This window comes from Pseudoalteromonas phenolica (genome assembly GCF_044788725.1).
Lineage (GTDB): Bacteria > Pseudomonadota > Gammaproteobacteria > Enterobacterales > Alteromonadaceae > Pseudoalteromonas > Pseudoalteromonas phenolica_C.
Window position 1 is genome coordinate 2,636,706 of sequence record NZ_CP173161.1, and the last position, 22,036, is coordinate 2,658,741.

Consider the following 22,036-nt stretch of genomic DNA (forward strand, 5'->3'; position numbering starts at 1 on the left):
TGCAATATCATAAATTTAAATTAGCTTACTGTACCCCTTATTAATAATTTTGAGCAATAATAAGTTTGTAACAAAGCATTGAGTTTTGATAGCGGGCTTATTTATTCTTTTTTATTGCTACAAACAAAAATGGCTCAACCAGTTACCACTCGTTGAGCCACAAAACATCGCATTAAAAAACCACTTACTTGAGCGCTGCTACCAGCTTTAAAATATCACTCTCGTCATTATATATATGCGGTGATACACGCATACCGTGCGCTCTAGCATCGAGGCTGATCCCCGCTTGATTACATGCAGCTAATGCCGCTTCTACACCTATTTGAGGATTAATAATCACAGTACCACTTCGATGATTTCTATCGTGAGGTGACACCACTTGTTCGCCCAAATGCTGAATGAGTAAATCTATTAAAATTTGGTTATGCGCCCTGAGTTTATCACCAAGCTGGGCAAAATAATCAATGCTGTGCGAGGCAAAAGCGTAAGGTGCAACGCTAGGTGTACCGCCCCAGAACTTTAAAGCGCTGTCGTGATAAGCAAAATGGTGAATATCGAATTCGAACGGGTTTTCATGTGAAAACCAGCCTACATCTTTTGGCGCTAATCGCTCAATATGCTTCTGATTAAGCCATAAATAGGCGGCCCCTGGTCCACCACATAACCACTTTACGCTTGAGCCAATCATAAAATCGGCATCAAGCTCATTTAAATCTAAAGCGATAACCCCGGCTGATTGCGCCACATCAATAATGCTCAAGGTTTGATTGGCTTTGGCAAACTTTACAATGTCATTGACTGGTGCGAGCTGCCCGGTATTTGAGTAGGCTTGGCTAACAAAGACTAAATCGACATCGGCAGTTAAATGTTGCTGCCAAACGTCAATTTGTGTGATGTCTTCATGCTCTGGTATGTAGCGAATTGTCGCCCCGTCAGGGAGTGCCTTTTGCATCGCAAACCCCATACTTGGGAAGTCTTGCGCACTCATCAATACCACACTGTTTTCGTCTAGCTCAGGCAAAGCCATAATAAGTTTTGTAAGCCCACTCGATAAATTAACTTGCGGGCAAAACTGCATAGGTGATGAGTTAAAAAGTCGCCCTAACGCGTTTTGAAACTCAGTAATGATTGCCAGCCAAGCTTGCCACGGCTCTCTGCCTGAATCTTGCCAAGGCGATAAATAGCTTTGCTTAAAGTGACTTTCGGCGCTTTTTAGTGGTCTTCCAACTGAGTGATTCAATAAATAGGTTTCAGTCGGTAATACAAAATCTTGTTTCATCTGGCTATCTACTTAACGTGGCTTTGAGTTTTTGAATATCATGATAGCGAGTAAAAATATCATCTCGCTGATTAGCTGCGCGGCGGTCTCGAAGCTTTTCGAGTGAGCCAAGTAAGACTGACAGTGGCGGGCCGCTGGCTGTTACTTTATCAAGGTGCTGCTCTGCCATTGAATTTGAGGGCTGCGCAATATACTTTTCTACCAATTGATTATGATGCTGGGTCGCGCCTTTTCCGTGTAACTCGCACACTTCTAAAAATAACGACACATTCTCTTGATACCAAGAAGCACTGTGCTGGCTTTCAAGGTTTAAAAATGAATCCATCAAACTCGTGCGGCGCATACAATCACGCAAAATTTGCTGATCTTCTGGCATCATATACAAGAATTTATCCACCAGCATTTGCGAGTAACTGGGCTCGTTGGCAACACATAATCCGAGCAGCATATCAATCACATTAATACCAGCAAAATCCCCGGCATTCGCGCCACGATAAACCTGAGCGCCAACTCGATGCGGTTTGTAATAAGGTCTTACACAGTAAAAAAATCGGTCAGTGTCGAGCTTATCAAACAACTGTTGGTTAGAGTCAATCACATCTTGCAGCGCGTATTTGGCCACTTTTAACAAATCGCCCGTGATTGGGTGCGATACACCCAGCGGTAAGATTTTTAACAAGGCATCAGCGGCGCGTTTATAGGCCAAAATTCCTTTGGTGTTGTAATCAACGAAGATTTTTTCGTCTACAAGATCGGTAAAACGTTTATACACACCATTGACCGCGGTGTTGTGCGTCGTCAAATGCGCGGTCGCAAAACGTGGCGTAACGCCTATCGACGCACCAATATGCATGGCCAGTGTAGAAGCTTCAACTAGGGGTGAAGTACGCTCTCGACTCGGCTCTGTGATTTCATGTCGTCTGCAAGCTGCCATATATAGGCCAACATTGCCGAGTAAATCAAAGGCGTTGTCGAATCCTTCATCGGTGTTGCCTTCATCGACCAGGGCTTTAATTAATTCTGTGCCTTCGACCTGTAATTGTTGTTTTAATGCTTCACCGACATTTTCAACGTTCGCCTTGTCTTCCTGTTGCCAATATAAGGTTTCTAATTGTGAGTTTATTTCGCAGAATGAACTGCGGATCCAAGCATCGAATTCTCGTGTACGCGCTGTCATAATTTTTTATTTTTATTGAAATTGTTAATTTAATAGTAGCAGCAGGCTATGATAAAAATTCACCAATAAACTTGATTATTCCACCCTATTTGAGTGATATTTGACAAAACAACAACAAAAAAGAGTGAAATTCACTAATATGAATGTTGATAATAAAGATTTAGCCATTTTAGACCTATTACAGTATCGTGGCCGAATGACAACCACTGAAGTGGCACAACAGGTTAATTTATCTGACACCCCTTGCCTAAGAAGAATAAAAAAACTAGAGCAAGAGGGCATTATTAAGGGCTATCAGGCCATTCTAGACCGTGAAAAACTCAACCTCTCAATTTTGGTGTATGCCTTAGTCAGGCTAAATGCCAATTCTGATAAGCTCGCCGATGAATTTGAAAGCGAAGTAGAAGCCCTAGAGCAGGTTATGGAGTGTTCTGTGATCACTGGCAGCTATGATTATTTGTTGAAGATAGTCGCCAAAGATTTAAGTCACTACGAAAGCTTTGTTAAGAAATCTTTGGGCCAAATAAGTAGCATTGCAGCCATAGAGTCTACCGTCGTGCTCAAACAAACTTTTTCCCGTAATCAATTACCCTTATGAGCTACTTCTGCCTATTTAGTCTGAAACAAATCTCTAAGTAATGAATATAAAAGTAACAAAATTCATTCAGCCCTGAGTGAAACGCGTAATACAAAACCTCTTTTACGCTTGTAATGAATTTATTAAATTTAAACCTAATTTAGTTTCTTCTAACCACATAACTGTTCACATATTTGGTACTTTACTCTCAAATAGCATCGATAACTATTCTCATTATTAAACTCTCTTGCTAGTATGCGCGACTTTTGAAAATCAAACTGGTGTATTTTGGAACGTTATTACTCTGAAGTGTTAAGTTATATCGCTCGCTCAGTTGGATGCAAAGACAAAGCTCAAAACATTGTGCAAGAAGCTTACACTCGACTGTTGAGCTACCATCGCAGTAATCCAAAGCAAGATAGAACTCAAGAACGCGCGCTTTTTTTCAAGGCAGCTAAAAATATTGTGATCGATCAGTATCGTAAAAATCAGCCTATTGCAGAACCTGATGAGGTTGAGCTGATTGCCCCGAGTTTTTATGAGCCAGAAGCGAAGTTAGCAAGTCAGCAACAGCTGGCACTACTTAATCGTAGTATTGAGTCTTTGCCATTGAAGACCAAGCAGGCTTTTGTGCTCTACAAATTTAAAAACCTAAACCAATCACAAATCGCAGAACAAATGGGGATATCAGTGAGTATGGTTGAAAAGCACCTTGCCACTGCAATGCTAGCTTGTCGACAAGCACTAAAAAAACAATAAGAGAATCGAAATGGACCGTCAAAACTTACACATTCAACAGCAAGTGGATCGTTGGCTAGAGCTTGAAAAACAAGGCCTAAGCCAGCAACAAGCAAGCGCCCTACAAGATTGGCTAGACACTGACAGCAAGCATGTGCTCGCCTATCAAGAAAGCAAACAAGTCGAACAGCTATTGTCACAATTTTCTGAGCAAGACATTCAAAGTCTTGAGCAAAGTGTTACAACTACACATCAAACAAGCAAAAGAGCAAGCCAGAGCCCTTTTGCAATCGCAGCATGTTTTGCACTACTTTGTGTTTGCTTGTTCAGTTACTTAAAATGGCCTACCCCGTTGAACTCGGCAGCTTTTCAAGCCAATTATCAAACTAAACGAGGGGAAATCACAGATATTGAATTACCAGATCAAAGTAGACTCACACTCGATGCAAAAGCCTCTATTTCTATTAACTTCGATAACGAGCAAAGAGTAAATAAACTCCTCAAAGGCCGTGTAGTGTTCGATGTTGCAAGCGACAAAGCCCGCCCTTTTGTAATAGAAACAGGCAACAGTACAATAACCGTTCTAGGCACTCGCTTTTCGGTGGATAAAAAATCTCGTAGCACACGAGTGATGGTTGAACATGGACGCGTCAGTGTGCAAAACCAGCGCGAGCGTATTGAATTAGTCAAAGGTGACGTAGCGACCATTCATGCCTCAGGTATGGTGCTTAGCAAGTTTGATCCTGAGATCACGCATGTCGATGCGTTTAAACAAGGTCGCTTAATGTTTGATAACACCCCGCTTAATGAAGCACTTGAAACCTTCAACCGTCATCATGACTTTAGTTACACCTTGGCAACTAAATCTCAAAACGCATTAACTATTTCAGGGACTTTTTCGGCTTCAGAGCTAGAGAATTTCGTTAGCTTGTTACCTCACGCTTTACCTGTTGAAGTTAGAAACCTTAATAATCATACAATTATAAGCAAACGAAATTAAACCAAAAAAACTTTAAAAATTTATTGAGGAGTTCTCATTCTCATTCGTTTTCATAATAGGTAATTTATTTGGACGTATAAAAATGAGAACTCGCTCTGTACTAAACACACGACTCACTCCCCTTGCATTTGCGCTAGGCCTAAGCCTGAGCCTACCTGCTGCGGCACAAAATCAGCTTTCGGTATATGAATTTAATCTAGCAAAACAGCCTATGAGCCATACTCTGACGCAAGTAGCCAAAGCCGCGAGTATGAATTTAATCGCTGACGCAAAACTGTTAAATGGCCTACAAGCCCCGGCACTCCATGGTGAGATTAGTTTAAACAAAGCACTAGAGCTGACCCTGCAAAATAGCAACTTAACCGCGCGTATTATCGACAATAACATCATCATTAAAGCGGCAGTAAGTGTACAGACTTCATCAAACCATAAAAGACACACCAGCTTTGTGCCTGATGGTGCCAACAGTTCGCAACAAGACATTGAAGTGATTGAAGTCAAAGGGGATAGATTACATATGCACCGCGAGCAAATTGCTCGCACCAAAGGTTTATCAAACTCAGATATCTTCTCAAGCTTTGCAGGTATCGAAGCGAACAACCTGCGCAATGAAGCGGGCGCATTAGATATCGGTATTCGCGGTGTACAAGGTGAAGGTCGCGTGCCAATTTTTATTGATGGCAGCTTACAATCAACCCATACCAACCGCGGTTATATGGGCACATCTGACAGAACCTATATCGACTCAAACCTGATCAGCAAAGTAAATATTGAAAAAGGCGCTTCAGCAAAAGCGTCACCATTTAGTTCAGGTGCAATTGGCGGCATGGTGAGTATTCGCACGCTAGATACACAAGACATCTTAAAAAGCGGTGAACAACTTGGCGCGCTGATTAAAGTAAACACCCATAACAATAACCATACACCAGATGTACCAGAGAGCTTCGGGCTACAAAGCTATTACGAAGTAAGCAATGATAATGGCACGCTCGATTTTGCTGGCGGCGGCTTTACTCTGGCAACCGCCTACGAGCAAGACAATCTGAAAGCCGTACTGGCTTACAGCAAGAAAAAGGTCGGTAACTATTTTGCAGGTTCAAATGGGTTTGAAGAATTTGTTGAAGAAAAAGAATACATTCGCTGGGAACCTTCAAAAACCGAGGCTGGGAAATATGACGAAATACCTTATATTGAATTAATTCCGCCTCCGGTGAATCAAAACGGTGAAGTGGTAAACACTAGCTTTGAAAGTGATTCATATCTTGCCAAGTTAACTTACGAGTTCACTGACGAGCAATCGCTTGAAGTAAACACCCGTTTTCATAAGCAAGAAGCCGGTGAAATGCTTGCGTCTTATTGGTACAAGCAACGCGCTGGCGACACAAAGTTTTGGAAAGAGACAGACGAAAATGGTGAAGACCAATGGATGTCAGAAGAAATTCCAGAAGGCGTTGAAACCATGCCACAGTGGCAGCCGGGCTCAGCTTTGGTAAACAGTGCCAGTGCACTTTATCGCTTTGTGCCGAGTAACAATGCACTAGTCGATCTGAGTGTAAACGTGTGGCGCACAAGTGCTCGTTTGCAGCAGTACAATGCCCTTGGCAGTAACCTAGGTCAAAATGCCGGACAATACTTCCACCGCGTTAATAATAAGCGCCATGGGGTAAGCGTGTTAAACGCATCGGCTTTTGCTGTTGCAAACAAACCTATCACACTGACTTATGGTTTATCTTGGCAGAGCGAAACACTTTCTCCGCATCAAGATTGGCAAGATAACTTTAAGCGCGATTGGCATCCGGCAGACTTTAAACTCAAATCAACGTCGCGTAACGGTGAACAAACTAAGCGCGCTATTTTTGCCAATGCGCAAATAGATCTCGCGCCTGTAGAGCTGGCTTTAAACCTAAACCACCATGACTCTGTGAACCAAGATTTTCAGGCTGAAAATACCCTTAAGTTTGCTGGTAAAACCGATTTTACCCTGCAAGCAAAATATCACCTGCTCGATAACACCGCGGTTAAAGCCAAATACAGTAACGCTTACAGAATGCCAAACTTGTATGAAACAACGGTGTCAAATGAAGTGTTTTCTTACTCAAGTGATTATCCAATCACCTCAGAAAAGACAAAGTCTTATGACATTGGTATCGAGAGTGAATTCACTAATTTAATGCAAAATGGCGATAAACTGGTTTTATCTGCAGAGTACTTCTACACCAATATTGAAAATATGTTAGCGACGGGCTTTTTACCTAAGCCTGACAAACCAGCTTGGGATCAGAAGTTTACTTTCACAAACTATGATAAGTTCGAGCTACCTGGTACAGAGCTAGGTATTTACTACCAGAGCGACTTGTTCTACAGCAAGTTGTCTTACACCAAGTATTCAAACGTAGAAATGTGTTCAAGCCTGATGGCACAAGCTGCAGACGTCGAGGCTTGTAATAGCGGTGGCTTTGCGGGTAGTTTAACCCCACTGCGTGTACCACCTGAGAAAAGCTACATCGCCATTGTTGGTACTAAATTATTTAACGATGCTATCGACACAGGCTTCACCTATAAAAAGCATACAGAAAAACACCATCCGGGCGGCTTTTTATCAGGCACTGGTGTTACCGCACTTGAGTACATTCCAGCGGGTTACCAGCTAGACTTTTATTTTGATTACACCTTTAGTGACGACATCACAGGCAATATCGCTATCACTAATTTAACCGATCAATATAAGGTCTCGACCGGCTCTATCGTGGCCATGCCTGAGCCAGGGCAAACCATTTCAATTGGCTTAGAGTTCAAACTTTAAGCTTCATAAATTTCGATAAAACCATTATTTAAATCATAAACCCGCACTGAGTGATAGAGCTCACTCAGTGCACTCTTTATTTTTGGAGCATTCATGACGACCGTCGCCCCTACTCTTTCTCGTGCGCAAAATTTAAAACTCGCTACTGCGGATGTTCACGACAACGTCGACAAAACCATTATGGCGCAAGACCCGTTTGCCAATACACAAAACTATCTCGACTTTTTGCGTCTGCAATTTTATTTCTTACGAGATGTCAGCGCCCTGTATGAACACGCTGAATTACTTGCTCTAATTCCGGATTTAACTTCACGCAGACGCTTGAGCCTACTTGAACAAGATTTTGAAGACCTATCTGCCAACTTACCAGCGGCTTATTTACCGCCTTTCGTCACCATTAATACTGATGTCGCCACAGCATTAGGCTGGTTATATGTCGTTGAAGGCTCAAAAGTTGGTGCAGCAATGCTGGGCAAACAAGTTCAAGCAAAATTAAACTTTAATGCCGAACATGGAGCACGCTATTTAACAGGTCCAGGCGCAGGCCGTGGTAGTGCATGGCGTGAATTAGTGCAACTTATCGACTCTGTTGAGCTTAACGAACAACAGGAGCAAGCACTGATTGAAGGCGCTAGACAAGCGTTTACGCGTTTCCAAGCATTTCAGGCTCACGTATACCCATGAAATTAAAAGCCGCCTTTGCCAAATATAAAAAAGTAGCCCTACTGCTATGTGGGTATTTATTTGTCGCCCTTGGAGTGATTGGTATTGTTCTGCCCGTCATGCCAACCACTGTGTTTTTTATTTTGGCTTTGGCGTGCTTTTCAAACGCGTCTCCCAAACTTGCCAAGTGGTTACTCTGTCACCCTCGTTTTGGCCGCAGTTTAAGACAGTGGCAAACGCATAAGATTATTCCACTGAAAGCGAAAATTTTTGCGTCAACAAGTATGGCTATCAGTTATGCCATTTTGATTGTGCTTTCACCAGCGGCATGGCTTGCCTGCGTCGTTGGCAGCATAAAAATAGCCGTCGTGTCGTACATATTCTCACGACCGTCAAAGCAAGTTTAAGCGTTTTCGAAGCCCAATAAAGCATCGCTTTTTTGGGCTTTACCACAGCCGAGTACAAAGCATAAAACAGTTAAGTCATTGCCTAATTAAACACTCTCTTCCTCTAAGTTTTTTCTGCCTTTGAACGGTTCGTGAGAACGACTTTACCTATATCTAATTCCCTTTTACTTCATTCAATTTTAACCAATCACACCGATTAATACGTAAATAGTGCAAAATTAGCGACAGCGAACACAGTGAAGTAGTGCAAAGTTAATGACAGCGAGCAAAGCGAGCACATTTTCTTTGCCCAAGGTGAATCAATCTATTTTAACAAGCGCTGAGACACTTACATATCGATGCGAAAATTCTGCACTATAAAACTCGACTCTTTCGAATCGGGCTTTCTTTAAATAGGTGCTTGCCGATGTTCTACTTTCACATGGACGAAATGAGACCGAAGCGTAGCTTCGCAGTTCATTGAGATGAGCGCATGGATGCGCGATGGGACCCAGCTTCAGGGATGAATTAGCAAACGAGGTTTATCTACATGGAAACTAATTCAACAAGAAAAGATGAACTCCTGCGAAGGTTGCTCACTTCACCTTGCGTTATACCATTCCGCTTAAATATCTGATCTAATAGAAGTCATATAAAATCACCAACTCAATAACGTTGAACACAAACATATCTGAACAGCTTTTATCGCTTTCCCGAAAAGAACCCAACGCACGAAAGCGCATTCGATTGCTTGCCGTGTCATTATTTTATGAGGGCAATAGTAGAGCCGACATTGCAAAACGCCTTAATACTGCACGAAGTAGTGTTAATAAATGGGTCTCTAGTTACCTAGAGCATGGCCTCGATGGCTTAGACAATAAGCCTATTCAAGGGCGTCCATCTAGACTCCAACAACCACAGCTTGAGCAACTGTCTGAGTTTATAAAGCGCGCAAACTCAGACCTTCAAGGTGGCCGTCTAACCGGTGAGGACATTGTGCAATACATTAGCACCGAGTTTGGCGTTCATTACCACTTAAATCATGTCTATAAAATACTAAAACAGCTTGGCTTTAGCTGGATCACAAGTCGCTCGAAGCATCCTAAGCAATCACAGCAGAGGCAAGAAGCTTTTAAAAAACTTTCTACTGGAAACGATCCTTCACACTCCAGGCCACCTTCCTCTTGACCGTATCGATGTCTGGTTTCAGGATGAAGCTCGATTTGGTCAGCAGAACCCGACTACACGCATTTGGGCTGAAACAGGAACACGGCCAAGGATTGTGAAACAACAACAGTTTGAATACGGGTACTTATTTGGTGCAGTATGTCCTGCCACAGGCCAAACTGAAGCGTTAGTAAGTCCATTTGTAAATAAAGAAGCGATGAGGCAGCATATGCGTCAAATATCACAAGCTACACCAGTTGGCAGGCATGCAGTTGTGATTATAGACGGCGCAGGCTGGCATACAGATGATACTGCGGCAGAATTCAGCAACTTAACGCTCATAAAACTTCCTCCTTATTCACCAGAGCTAAATCCAATAGAACAAGTATGGAGCTGGATACGACAACATTGTTTATCCAATAGAGTGTTTTCTGGCTATGACGACATAGTTGATGAAGTTTCAAAAGCATGGAATCAATTTATTTCACTACCGGATCGAGTGAAGAAGATGTGCAGCCGAGAATGGATAAAGCTGACTTAATCTTTATGCGGAATGGTATAAATCCAATAGAACAAGTATGGAGCTGGATACGACAACATTGTTTATCCAATAGAGTGTTTTCTGGCTATGACGACATAGTTGATGAAGTTTCAAAAGCATGGAATCAATTTATTTCACTACCGGATCGAGTGAAGAAGATGTGCAGCCGAGAATGGATAAAGCTGACTTAATCTTTATGCGGAATGGTATCACTTCACCTTGCGCTAATTCGTCTTTTTATCACTGCTTACAATCTCATCACTGTGCAGGACGATTTAGCACCATAAAAGCAAAAAAGCCCGACTCTTTCGAATCGGGCTTTCTCTAAATAGGTGCTTGGCAATGTTCTACTTTCACATGGGAGACCCACACTATCATCGACGCTGTTTCGTTTCACTTCTGAGTTCGGCATGGAATCAGGTGGTTCCAAAACGCTATGGTCACCAAGCAAATTTGTTAAAATCTGGAAAAAATCTGATAATTATAAAACTTCTACTCTAGTTCATATTAGCTTCTGAGCTAAAACCACTTTGGCGTTGTATGGTTAAGCCTCACGGGTAATTAGTACTGGTTAGCTTAATGTATCACTACACTTCCACACCCAGCCTATCAACGTTGTAGTCTCCAACGGCCCTTCAGTTAACTTAAAGTTAAAGTGAGAACTCATCTCGAGGCTCGCTTCCCGCTTAGATGCTTTCAGCGGTTATCGATTCCGAACGTAGCTACCGGGCAATGCAATTGGCATCACAACCCGAACACCAGCGGTTCGTCCACTCCGGTCCTCTCGTACTAGGAGCAGCCCCTCTCAATTCTCAAACGCCCACGGCAGATAGGGACCGAACTGTCTCACGACGTTCTAAACCCAGCTCGCGTACCACTTTAAATGGCGAACAGCCATACCCTTGGGACCGACTTCAGCCCCAGGATGTGATGAGCCGACATCGAGGTGCCAAACACCGCCGTCGATATGAACTCTTGGGCGGTATCAGCCTGTTATCCCCGGAGTACCTTTTATCCGTTGAGCGATGGCCCTTCCATTCAGAACCACCGGATCACTATGACCTACTTTCGTACCTGCTCGACGTGTCTGTCTCGCAGTTAAGCTGGCTTCTACCATTACACTAACCGTACGATGTCCGACCGTACTTAGCCAACCTTCGTGCTCCTCCGTTACTCTTTGGGAGGAGACCGCCCCAGTCAAACTACCCACCAGGCACTGTCCACAATCCCGATTAGGGACCTATGTTAGAACATCAAACATACAAGGGTGGTATTTCAAGGATGGCTCCATGACAACTGGCGTCGCCACTTCAAAGCCTCCCACCTATCCTACACATGTAGGCTCAATGTTCAGTGCCAAGCTGTAGTAAAGGTTCACGGGGTCTTTCCGTCTAGCCGCGGGTACACAGCATCTTCACTGCGATTTCAATTTCACTGAGTCTCGGGTGGAGACAGCGTGGCCATGGTTACACCATTCGTGCAGGTCGGAACTTACCCGACAAGGAATTTCGCTACCTTAGGACCGTTATAGTTACGGCCGCCGTTTACCGGGGCTTCGATCAAGAGCTTCGCCTAAGCTAACCCCATCAATTAACCTTCCGGCACCGGGCAGGTGTCACACCGTATACGTCATCTTACGATTTTGCACAGTGCTGTGTTTTTAATAAACAGTCCCAGCCACCTGGTCACTGCGGCTGTCGTCAGCTTAGAGAGCAAGTCTCATCACCAACAACAGCGTACCTTCTCCCGAAGTTACGGTACAATTTTGCCTAGTTCCTTCACCCGAGTTCTCTCAAGCGCCTTAGTATTCTCTACCTGACCACCTGTGTCGGTTTGGGGTACGATTCGAAATAATCTGAAGCTTAGAGGCTTTTCCTGGAAGTAGGGCATCATCAACTTCACCACCGTAGTGGCTCGTCTCGACTCTCAGCCTTAGCGACCCGGATTTTCCTAAGTCACCAGCCTACAGCCTTTCACATGGACAACCAACGCCATGCTTGATTAGCCTGCTCCGTCCCCCCATCGCAATTATTCCAAGTACGGGAATATTAACCCGTTTCCCATCGACTACGCTCTTCAGCCTCGCCTTAGGGGTCGACTTACCCTACCCTGATTAACATGGGATAGGAACCCTTGGTCTTCCGGCGTGCGGGTTTTTCACCCGCATTATCGTTACTCATGTCAGCATTCGCACTTCTGATACGTCCACCCAACTTTACAATTGAGCTTCAGCCGCTTACAGAACGCTCCCCTACCCCGCATACTAATGTATGCAGCCGTAGCTTCGGTGGTATGTTTAGCCCCGTTACATCTTCCGCGCAGGCCGACTCGACTAGTGAGCTATTACGCTTTCTTTAAAGGATGGCTGCTTCTAAGCCAACCTCCTAGCTGTTTTAGCCTTCCCACATCGTTTCCCACTTAACATACACTTTGGGACCTTAGCTGACGGTCTGGGTTGTTTCCCTCTCCACGATGGACGTTAGCACCCACCGTGTGTCTCCCGGATATTACTTTACGGTATTCGGAGTTTGCAAAGGGTTGGTAAGTCGGGATGACCCCCTAGCCTTAACAGTGCTCTACCCCCGTAAGTATTCGTCCGAGGCTCTACCTAAATAGATTTCGGGGAGAACCAGCTATCTCCCGGTTTGATTAGCCTTTCACTCCAAGCCACAGGTCATCCCCTAACTTTTCAACGTTAGTGGGTTCGGTCCTCCAGTTGATGTTACTCAACCTTCAACCTGCCCATGGCTAGATCACCGGGTTTCGGGTCTATACCTTGCAACTCAACGCCCAGTTAAGACTCGCTTTCGCTACGGCTACCCTAAACGGTTAACCTCGCTACAAAATATAAGTCGCTGACCCATTATACAAAAGGTACGCAGTCACCCTCGAAGGGCTCCTACTGCTTGTACGTACACGGTTTCAGGTTCTATTTCACTCCCCTCACAGGGGTTCTTTTCGCCTTTCCCTCACGGTACTGGTTCACTATCGGTCAGTTGGGAGTATTTAGCCTTAGATGATGGTCCACCTATATTCAGTCAAAGTTTCACGTGCTCCGACCTACTCGATTTCACTTTAGATAAGTTTTTGTGTACGGGACTGTCACCCTGTGTCGTCAAACTTTCCAGAATGTTCCACTAACTACACTAAAGCTTAAGGGCTAGTCCGATTTCGCTCGCCGCTACTTTCGGAATCTCGGTTGATTTCTTTTCCTACGGGTACTTAGATGTTTCAGTTCTCCGCGTTCGCCTCGTTAACCTATGTATTCAGTTAACGATACCTGTAAACAGGTGGGTTTCCCCATTCGGAAATCCTAGTCTCAAGCGCCTCTTACTGGCTTGACTAGGCTTATCGCAAGTTAGTACGTCCTTCATCGCCTCCAACTGCCAAGGCATCCACCGTGTACGCTTAGTCACTTAACCATACAACCCGAAGTGGTTTATTACTTTGAGGTGTATGTGTCAAAGACAGTTTTAACTTCGCCAGAAGTTAATATTGAATACTAAAGTAGACGCTAATAAACAATTAAATGTTTATCGGCATTGTTTTACTTTTGAAAACTCTTTTTAGAATTTCTTCTAAAAGAATTAATTATCAGCTTTTCCAAATTTTTAAAGAGCAATATTAATTAGCTATAAAGCTAACTAACAATCATCTGTGTGGACACTACGAACAAATCTGTTCTAAATCGTTAAGGAGGTGATCCAGCCCCAGGTTCCCCTAGGGCTACCTTGTTACGACTTCACCCCAGTCATGAATCACTCCGTGGTAAGCGCCCTCCCTAAGGTTAAGCTACCTACTTCTGGAGCAACCCACTCCCATGGTGTGACGGGCGGTGTGTACAAGGCCCGGGAACGTATTCACCGCGGCATTCTGATCCGCGATTACTAGCGATTCCGACTTCATGGAGTCGAGTTGCAGACTCCAATCCGGACTACGACGCACTTTAAGTGATTCGCTAACTCTCGCGAGCTTGCAGCACTCTGTATGCGCCATTGTAGCACGTGTGTAGCCCTACACGTAAGGGCCATGATGACTTGACGTCGTCCCCACCTTCCTCCGGTTTATCACCGGCAGTCTCCTTAGAGTTCCCGACCGAATCGCTGGCAACTAAGGATAGGGGTTGCGCTCGTTGCGGGACTTAACCCAACATCTCACAACACGAGCTGACGACAGCCATGCAGCACCTGTATCAGAGTTCCCGAAGGCACCAAACCATCTCTGGTAAGTTCTCTGTATGTCAAGTGTAGGTAAGGTTCTTCGCGTTGCATCGAATTAAACCACATGCTCCACCGCTTGTGCGGGCCCCCGTCAATTCATTTGAGTTTTAACCTTGCGGCCGTACTCCCCAGGCGGTCTACTTAATGCGTTAGCTTTGGAAAAGTTGTCCGAAGACCCCAGCTCCTAGTAGACATCGTTTACGGCGTGGACTACCGGGGTATCTAATCCCGTTTGCTCCCCACGCTTTCGTACATGAGCGTCAGTATTGACCCAGGTGGCTGCCTTCGCCATCGGTATTCCTTCAGATCTCTACGCATTTCACCGCTACACCTGAAATTCTACCACCCTCTATCATACTCTAGTTTGCCAGTTCGAAATGCAGTTCCCAGGTTGAGCCCGGGGCTTTCACATCTCGCTTAACAAACCGCCTGCGTACGCTTTACGCCCAGTAATTCCGATTAACGCTCGCACCCTCCGTATTACCGCGGCTGCTGGCACGGAGTTAGCCGGTGCTTCTTCTGTAAGTAACGTCACAGCTAGCAGGTATTAACTACTAACCTTTCCTCCTTACTGAAAGTGCTTTACAACCCTAAGGCCTTCTTCACACACGCGGCATGGCTGCATCAGGCTTGCGCCCATTGTGCAATATTCCCCACTGCTGCCTCCCGTAGGAGTCTGGACCGTGTCTCAGTTCCAGTGTGGCTGATCATCCTCTCAAACCAGCTAGGGATCGTCGCCTTGGTGAGCCATTACCTCACCAACTAGCTAATCCCACTTGGGCTAATCTAAGGGCGAGAGCCGAAGCCCCCTTTGGTCCGTAGACGTTATGCGGTATTAGCAGTCGTTTCCAACTGTTGTCCCCCACCCTAAGGCATATTCCCAAGCATTACTCACCCGTCCGCCGCTCGTCATCTTCTAGCAAGCTAGAAATGTTACCGCTCGACTTGCATGTGTTAGGCCTGCCGCCAGCGTTCAATCTGAGCCATGATCAAACTCTTCAATTAAAAGTTTTTTGCTTGAAGTAAAATTCAAACCATGCTCAATGAATTCTGATTTTGATTCTTTCGAATCGAATTGACTATGAAGTCACTCAGTTACATTTGAGACTCTAATTTTTTTGCTCCTGAATCAAGAGCTGTTAGAACTCAACCTGTACGAGTGCCCACACAGATGATTGCTTCATATTTTTAAAGAACGTTGTAACTAACCTTGGTTAGTTACCGCAGCCTTGCTGCGAAGTGGAGCGCCATAATAACGACTTCACTTTTTATGTCAACACTTAATTTTAAAAAGTTTTTAAGATTAAGTTTTATTTGACTCGACATCGTTTTGATTTGCTTTTCAGCGTCTCGCTCCGTGTCAGTGGGTGCGCATTATAGGGAGAGCAGAAAATTACGCAAGCCCTTTTTTAAAGAAAAATGCAAAAACCAGTTCATTCGCGCACTTTTTGAACGAAACGTGTATTTTTGTATGTTTTTAGATTAAAAAACACACAAACACTAACATTCTGATACCTAGTTTATGACTTGTCTGCAACTCTATAGCTGCCTTCATAATCAAATAGCTTCTCTTTAACTTGCCAACCGTACTTCTTATGTTGGTTTGCAATGACAAAGTCTGGTGCTTTTAATTGGTACGCATATTGTTGGACTGTAGAAGCTCGCTTAAAGTTAATTGGAGAAGAGACACCTGATACACGTTTTGCGTATTGCTTATTAAAAACGTACACACTTTTACTATTATTGAAATCGTACACCTCACTACAAGATGCGCCGTCTTCATCAAAGTAAGTTACTTTTAGCTTTTCATCGGCCAGAGTTGTAATAGACAAACCACTACAACGTAACACCATGGCGTTTTTAAGATTCAGTGCCGCTCTCAATTTATCATCCGGATCAGCCATAATAGAATGACATTGATGACATTGCCTCGCGGCTATGTCATTTTCAGCGCCACATTCATCACATTCTTTAAATTTAAAACGGTAATCACATTGTTGCTCTTCTTCACCATTATTTAGTAACCCCTGACAACGGCGGCCAAAATGCTCAATGACTTTTCCTTGTTCATCTGTTTTGCCCCAGAATATATTAGCAAAACCACAACCAGGGCAAAGCACTTGGACAGGCTCGTTATCTGAGCTTGGTTTTTTAGCACCCACTTCGGGTTGAAACAAATCAAACTGATTACCTGCAAAGTCTATAACGAGGCAATCTTTTTTGTCCTCTGCAAGCCGTAAACCTCGTCCCACTATTTGTTGGTACAAACTGACAGATTCTGTTGGTCTCAATATTGCGATGAAGTCAACATGGGGGGCATCGAAACCAGTCGTAAGAACGGATACATTTATAAGGTACTTTATTTGTTTGTTTTTGAAGTTTTTAATAATGGCATCACGCTCAGCCTGATGGGTATCACCTATCACTAGTGCGGTTTCACTTTGCGGTAAGTACGAAAAAATTTCTTTAGCATGCATCACCGTGGCAGCGAAGATCATTACACCTTTTCTTGAAGTGCTTTGCTCTATCACATGGTCAATGATACTTTTTGTCGCTCGAGTTTGGCTATCTAACAAACTATTCATTTCTGTTTCAGAAAACCTGCCAAAGTTATCTGTTGTCAGACTGGAGAAATCATAATGTTTTATTGCCGGATCAACTTGTTTAGGCGGCGTAAGGTATTTATTGCTTATCATATACCTTAAGGGCAACTCGAAAATACATTTCTTAAATGGAGAGTCGCTATTACCTCTGGCAAAGCCATGATAATGATGTTGATAGATCCAACCCATGCCTAAACGATATGGTGTCGCGGTTAAACCTAGCACCTTTAAACTCGCGTTATGTTCTTTCAAAGCTGAAATGACTTTGCCGTACTGACTATTATCATCCCCATTTACGCGGTGGCATTCATCAATAATGACCAAGGAGTATTCTTCATTTAATTGGTCGATATTTCTAGAAAGCGATTGAACACTGGCAAAAGTGACTTGGTGAATGAGTGACTTTTGTTTTAAACCTGCAGAGAAAATACTCGCTTGTAAACCAAAGCTTTTATATTTTTCGCTATTTTGCTCAACTAATTCTTTAACATGAGCCAAAACAAGAATTTTTTTCTTTGCGAGTCTGGCTAACTCTGCAATCACAAGGCTTTTGCCTGCACCTGTTGGTAAAACAATGACTGCTGGGTCGTTAGTTTTCTGAAAATGAGATATGGTATTTTGAACAGCTTCTTGCTGGTAAGGTCTGAGCGTGTAAATAAATAACCTCTAAAACAAATGAGCAGGCTATAAGCCTGCTCACAAAACGATAGCTGGAGATTATACTGCGTATTTTTCTAAATCAACACCAATGAAGGCCTTTGGACGTTTGCCTCGACCACTCCACTCTACTAGCTCACCATCTTTCTCAATACGATATTTGATAGCTACTTTACTACGCTTGTCTAACGGCGCACTTTCAAGCAAGTCCTCAACAGTCAGTCCTTTGTCTTTTATTAAAGCTAATACTTCTGCTTTTGCAGCTTCCTGCGCTTTTTGTGAGGCAATTGCGTCGTTTATTAATCCAAGTGCTTTTTCAAGATCACTCACACTTGCTGTTTTAATAAATGATTTAATTTCTTTCATTGCCACTTCTCGGTTATTAAAGTCTAAGTTTATAGTTTAGTGTGAATTTTAAAATAATTTCACTTCAATATTAATAGTATAAATATATTAAAAACTTGCAAATATTATATTTGTTACGAAATATAATTGCACAAAAAAACGCGCTTGATGCGCGTTTTAAAAATTACAAAAAATAGTTAAGTTATATTTAGACTACTTTCCAGTCGATTTCTGCACCTGCTTTAATAGGTACAACATCTGCATCGCCCAACGGATAACTATCAGGCACCTGCCAAGGTGACTTCTCTAGCGTGATGGTATCGTTGTTTCTTGGTAAGCCATAAAAGTCAGGACCAAAGTGGCTAGCAAAGCCTTCTAGCTTATCTAATGCATCTACTTCTTCAAATGCTTCAGCATATAACTCAATTGCTGCGTGAGCAGTATAAGCACCCGCACAACCGCATGCTGCTTCTTTCTTATCTTTGGCATGAGGCGCTGAGTCGGTACCTAAGAAAAACTTAGGGCTACCGCTTGTTGCAGCTTTTATTAGTGCCTGTTGATGTGTATTACGTTTAAGAATTGGTAAACAGTAATAATGAGGACGAATACCACCAGCTAACATATGATTACGGTTATAAAGTAAGTGGTGGGCAGTAATAGTTGCGGCTACATTGTCAGAGGCTGCTTCAACAAACTCAACCGCATCTTTAGTCGTGATGTGCTCTAGAACAATTTTTAGACCAGGGAAAGCATCAACAACTTTTGATAATTTTGTTTCTAAAAACACTCTTTCTCTGTCGAAAATATCGATTGAAGAATCGGTTACTTCACCATGTACTAATAACAGCATACCTACTTCTTGCATTGCTTCTAATGCAGGAAATACATTTTCAATGTCAGTAACGCCTGAATCTGAATTAGTTGTTGCACCAGCAGGATAAAGTTTTGCAGCGAAAATTTTACCTGTAGCCTTTGCTTTTCTGATTTCTTCAGGGGTTGTTTTATCTGTGAGATATAAAACCATGAGAGGTTCAAAATTACCTTGCGGCTCTGCAGCCATAATACGATCACGATAAGATAACGCTGTATCAGTGCAAGTCGCAGGTGGTACAAGGTTTGGCATGATAATGGCGCGACCCATATAACGGCTCACATCTCGAACTGTATCTTTTAGCTGCACACCATCACGTAAATGAATGTGCCAATCATCAGGTCGAGTAATAGTTAAAGTGGTTACTTTACTTGTCATTGCTTATTTCCGCTGCTGAATTTGCTCGATCATAGGCACTTAGCCTTATCTAGTAAAGTTTTTGGGACGAAATACTCCCCATTTCTATACAACCATTTACAATCAAATTCGTTAATGGACCTATTTTATTATGTAGTTTTAGTGACAAGTAGGTTAACGTATAGTCATGGACCAGAATGAATATTGTGCATGCTTTCGAATAACAACAAATTAGAATCAAAAACCGAACAGCTCAGCATTATTAATCAATTTTCATCTTCGCTTTTACAGATCACACAGCTAGATGAATTATTTGATTATGTAACTTCTCAAGTTGTCAGTCGCTTAGGCTTTGTCGACTGTGTTATCTATTTAGCTGATGAACAAGCTGAATTCTTAGACGAAGTTGCCTCAATGGGTGTCGCGCATCAAAGTATCGATTACCAAGTAGCGCAAACGCGTATACCGATAGATCAAGGTATCACCGGACATGTTGCTCGTACTCAAGTACCGTTTGTCACAGGAGATGTGCGAAAAGAAGCGATGTATATTGCCGACTCACGCCCTGCTCTATCAGAAATATGTGTGCCTTTAGTTTATGAAAATACCCTGCTCGGGGTAATTGATTGTGAACACCCAGAATTAAATTATTTTACTGATGCGCACTTACAAATACTGTCTACCGTTGCGCATTTATTAAGCGCAAAAATATATCAAGTTCGTACACTTGATAATTTAACTACAACAGTAAATCAGTTAAACCAAGCCCAACAGCTCGAACAGTGCTTACTAAAAATTGCTAACATCGCGTATAAATCTGCTGACTTAAATGCATTTTATGATGATCTTTACCAGATCATTAATACACAATTACCCGCGGAAAACTTTTTTATTGCGCTTTATAACCGCAAGTCAGATGTCTTAGAAATTAAATACCTTATTGAAAGTGAATTAAAGTGTTTAGCAACGCCAAAAATTTCAAAAGACCAATTAAAAGATTCCGCGTCGTATTATTTGCTGAAAAGTAATAAAGCGCTGCTGTGCGATCAAGCTCAATTTAAACAGCATATTGAAGACGGACATTTTAAAATGCTCGGTCGTTCGCCACTTTCTTGGTTAGGTGTGCCGTTTACAGTTAACGAACAGTATCAGGGCGTTATTGTGCTGCAAAGTTATCAAAAACATAAAAGCTTTGAAGCGCATGATCTTGAGATCCTTACTTATATAAGCCGTCAAGTAAGTATGGCCATAGATCGTCAAATCTCTCGTCAAGCACTAGAGCATAGAGCATTACACGATGAGTTAACCGGATTAGCGAACCGCTACTTATTGTTTGAGCGCGTGAAACACGCGATTTTGGCTTTGGGCCGTGCCAAGCAAAAAAACCTACACTGTTTACTCTATTTAGATCTGGATAGGTTTAAAAGTATTAATGATTCTCTCGGTCACGATGTGGGTGACCACTTTCTTATCGCAATTGTTAATATGGTAAAAAGCTGTATTCGTAAAACCGATACTTTTGCCCGACTCGGCGGTGATGAGTTTGCGATCTTTATGGAAAATGTTCAGGACAAACATCAAGTAGAATTGGCGCTTGAACGTATCACCAATGCAATCGCAAAGCCTTTACACATTGATGGTCATGTTTTACAAGCATCCAGTAGTATCGGTGTAGCCTTCACAGAAAGTGCCAAAGACAATGCGATCTCATTACTGCAACAGGCAGACGCTGCCATGTATGAAGCTAAGTCTCGTGGTAGAGGCCAAGTGTGTTACTTCAATAATGCCATGCGCCGAAAGCTAAAGCGCCAAGCAGATATTGAAAACGACTTACAACATGGCATCAAAAACAATGAGTTCGAGCTGTTCTTTCAGCCTATTTTTGCATTGCAAGACCCTCATATTGTCAGTTTTGAAGCCTTGGTAAGATGGCATCACCCAAAAACTGGCTTAGTGCCGCCTAATGACTTTATTCCTATTGCTGAGCAAACAGGCCAGATCATCGACCTAGACCTGCATTTATTAGAGCTTGCGGGTGCACAGTTACAAAAATGGCGTCGCGCAGGTATGCCGACAATTCGAGTAACCGTCAATGTCTCGTCTCGTCACTTTGCCAGTCTTGAGTTTGTAGACTTTATGAAAGAGATCTACACCAAATACCAGTTACCCAATGGGACATTGTGTTTAGAAATAACTGAGTCAGGTTTAATTGAAAACCTCAGCCTAGCAACGCGAATTATTGAAGGATTAGAGCCACTCGGTGTAAAACTTTATTTAGATGATTTTGGTACGGGCTATTCGGCGCTTGGTTATCTTCATCAATTACCGATCCATGTACTGAAAATAGATAAGAGCTTTGTGGATCAATTAACACAAAAAGAGAACCCCTTGGTAGATGCTATTTTATCTCTAGCCCACTCTTTAAAGCTCACTGTGGTTGCTGAAGGTATTGAGAACCCAAAACAATGGGCGCTACTAAAACGTAAAGGTTGTCAATTTGGTCAAGGCTATATTGTGTCGAAGCCACTACCTGCCGATAAAGCCATGGAGTTATTACTCAAACATACAGAGATGGTACTACCTATTTAAAAGTGACCTTCTACTTAAATTAATAAAACAAAACCTGCCTTACGCAGGTTTTGTTTTATCTTC

The 22,036-nt window shown here is 42.9% G+C and carries 13 protein-coding genes and 3 rRNA genes; 8 read left to right on the forward strand and 8 right to left on the reverse strand.

Features of this window, described 5'->3' with window-relative positions:
* Positions 1-184: 184 nt before the first annotated feature.
* On the reverse strand, positions 185-1,279 hold the full coding sequence (locus tag ACH784_RS12040) for an aminotransferase class V-fold PLP-dependent enzyme (protein WP_404390513.1): 1,095 nt from the start codon (positions 1,277-1,279) through the stop codon (positions 185-187).
* Positions 1,280-1,283: 4 nt separating this feature from the next.
* Positions 1,284-2,456 (reverse strand): monodechloroaminopyrrolnitrin synthase PrnB family protein, encoded by a 1,173-nt coding sequence (locus ACH784_RS12045; RefSeq protein WP_404390515.1) that lies wholly within the window; start codon positions 2,454-2,456, stop codon positions 1,284-1,286.
* Between the two features lie 139 nt (positions 2,457-2,595).
* Here ACH784_RS12045 and ACH784_RS12050 point away from each other — a divergent pair, with 139 nt between their 5' ends.
* The 7 genes from ACH784_RS12050 (at position 2,596) to ACH784_RS12080 (ending at position 10,331) form a co-directional block, all read left to right on the forward strand.
* Positions 2,596-3,054 (forward strand): Lrp/AsnC family transcriptional regulator, encoded by a 459-nt coding sequence (locus ACH784_RS12050; RefSeq protein ID WP_404390517.1) that lies wholly within the window; start codon positions 2,596-2,598, stop codon positions 3,052-3,054.
* Positions 3,055-3,321: 267 nt separating this feature from the next.
* A complete protein-coding gene (locus ACH784_RS12055) occupies positions 3,322-3,792 on the forward strand; it encodes an RNA polymerase sigma factor (protein WP_404390519.1) in 471 nt (156 codons plus the stop codon).
* Positions 3,793-3,802: 10 nt separating this feature from the next.
* Positions 3,803-4,771: a FecR family protein gene (locus ACH784_RS12060; RefSeq protein WP_404390521.1), complete on the forward strand. Its 969-nt coding sequence runs from the start codon at positions 3,803-3,805 to the stop codon at positions 4,769-4,771.
* 82 nt (positions 4,772-4,853) lie between these two features.
* Positions 4,854-7,574: a TonB-dependent receptor domain-containing protein gene (locus tag ACH784_RS12065; RefSeq protein WP_404390523.1), complete on the forward strand. Its 2,721-nt coding sequence runs from the start codon at positions 4,854-4,856 to the stop codon at positions 7,572-7,574.
* A gap of 93 nt (positions 7,575-7,667) precedes the next feature.
* Positions 7,668-8,258, forward strand: a complete 591-nt coding sequence (locus tag ACH784_RS12070) for a biliverdin-producing heme oxygenase (protein ID WP_404390525.1) — start codon at positions 7,668-7,670, stop codon at positions 8,256-8,258.
* Positions 8,255-8,644: a YbaN family protein gene (locus ACH784_RS12075; RefSeq protein WP_404390527.1), complete on the forward strand. Its 390-nt coding sequence runs from the start codon at positions 8,255-8,257 to the stop codon at positions 8,642-8,644. Before ACH784_RS12070 ends, ACH784_RS12075 begins: the two co-directional genes overlap by 4 nt.
* A 666-nt stretch (positions 8,645-9,310) precedes the next feature.
* A protein-coding gene (locus tag ACH784_RS12080) for an IS630 family transposase (RefSeq protein WP_404395259.1) occupies positions 9,311-10,331 on the forward strand; the annotation gives its coding sequence in 2 pieces (ribosomal slippage) (positions 9,311-9,763 and positions 9,765-10,331; 1,020 coding nt in all).
* A gap of 334 nt (positions 10,332-10,665) precedes the next feature.
* On the opposite strand, the gene rrf is transcribed toward ACH784_RS12080, so the two are convergent.
* The 6 genes from rrf to pyrC form a co-directional block, all read right to left on the reverse strand.
* Positions 10,666-10,779, reverse strand: a 5S ribosomal RNA gene (gene rrf, locus ACH784_RS12085).
* Between the two features lie 92 nt (positions 10,780-10,871).
* Positions 10,872-13,753: ribosomal RNA gene (locus ACH784_RS12090) — 23S ribosomal RNA — on the reverse strand.
* 270 nt (positions 13,754-14,023) lie between these two features.
* Positions 14,024-15,556 (reverse strand): 16S ribosomal RNA (locus ACH784_RS12095).
* Together the 16S, 23S and 5S rRNA genes form the textbook arrangement of a ribosomal RNA operon.
* Positions 15,557-16,071: 515 nt before the next feature.
* On the reverse strand, positions 16,072-17,811 hold the full coding sequence (locus ACH784_RS12100) for a DEAD/DEAH box helicase family protein (protein ID WP_404395261.1): 1,740 nt from the start codon (positions 17,809-17,811) through the stop codon (positions 16,072-16,074).
* A 60-nt stretch (positions 17,812-17,871) separates the two neighbouring features.
* Positions 17,872-18,177: an H-NS family nucleoid-associated regulatory protein gene (locus ACH784_RS12105; RefSeq protein WP_404390529.1), complete on the reverse strand. Its 306-nt coding sequence runs from the start codon at positions 18,175-18,177 to the stop codon at positions 17,872-17,874.
* Between the two features lie 187 nt (positions 18,178-18,364).
* Positions 18,365-19,405: a dihydroorotase gene (gene pyrC, locus ACH784_RS12110; RefSeq protein WP_404390531.1), complete on the reverse strand. Its 1,041-nt coding sequence runs from the start codon at positions 19,403-19,405 to the stop codon at positions 18,365-18,367.
* A 189-nt stretch (positions 19,406-19,594) separates the two neighbouring features.
* Here pyrC and ACH784_RS12115 point away from each other — a divergent pair, with 189 nt between their 5' ends.
* Complete coding sequence (locus ACH784_RS12115; protein WP_404390533.1) at positions 19,595-21,973, forward strand: EAL domain-containing protein; 2,379 nt, start codon at positions 19,595-19,597, stop codon at positions 21,971-21,973.
* The last annotated feature ends 63 nt before the right edge of the window (positions 21,974-22,036 follow it).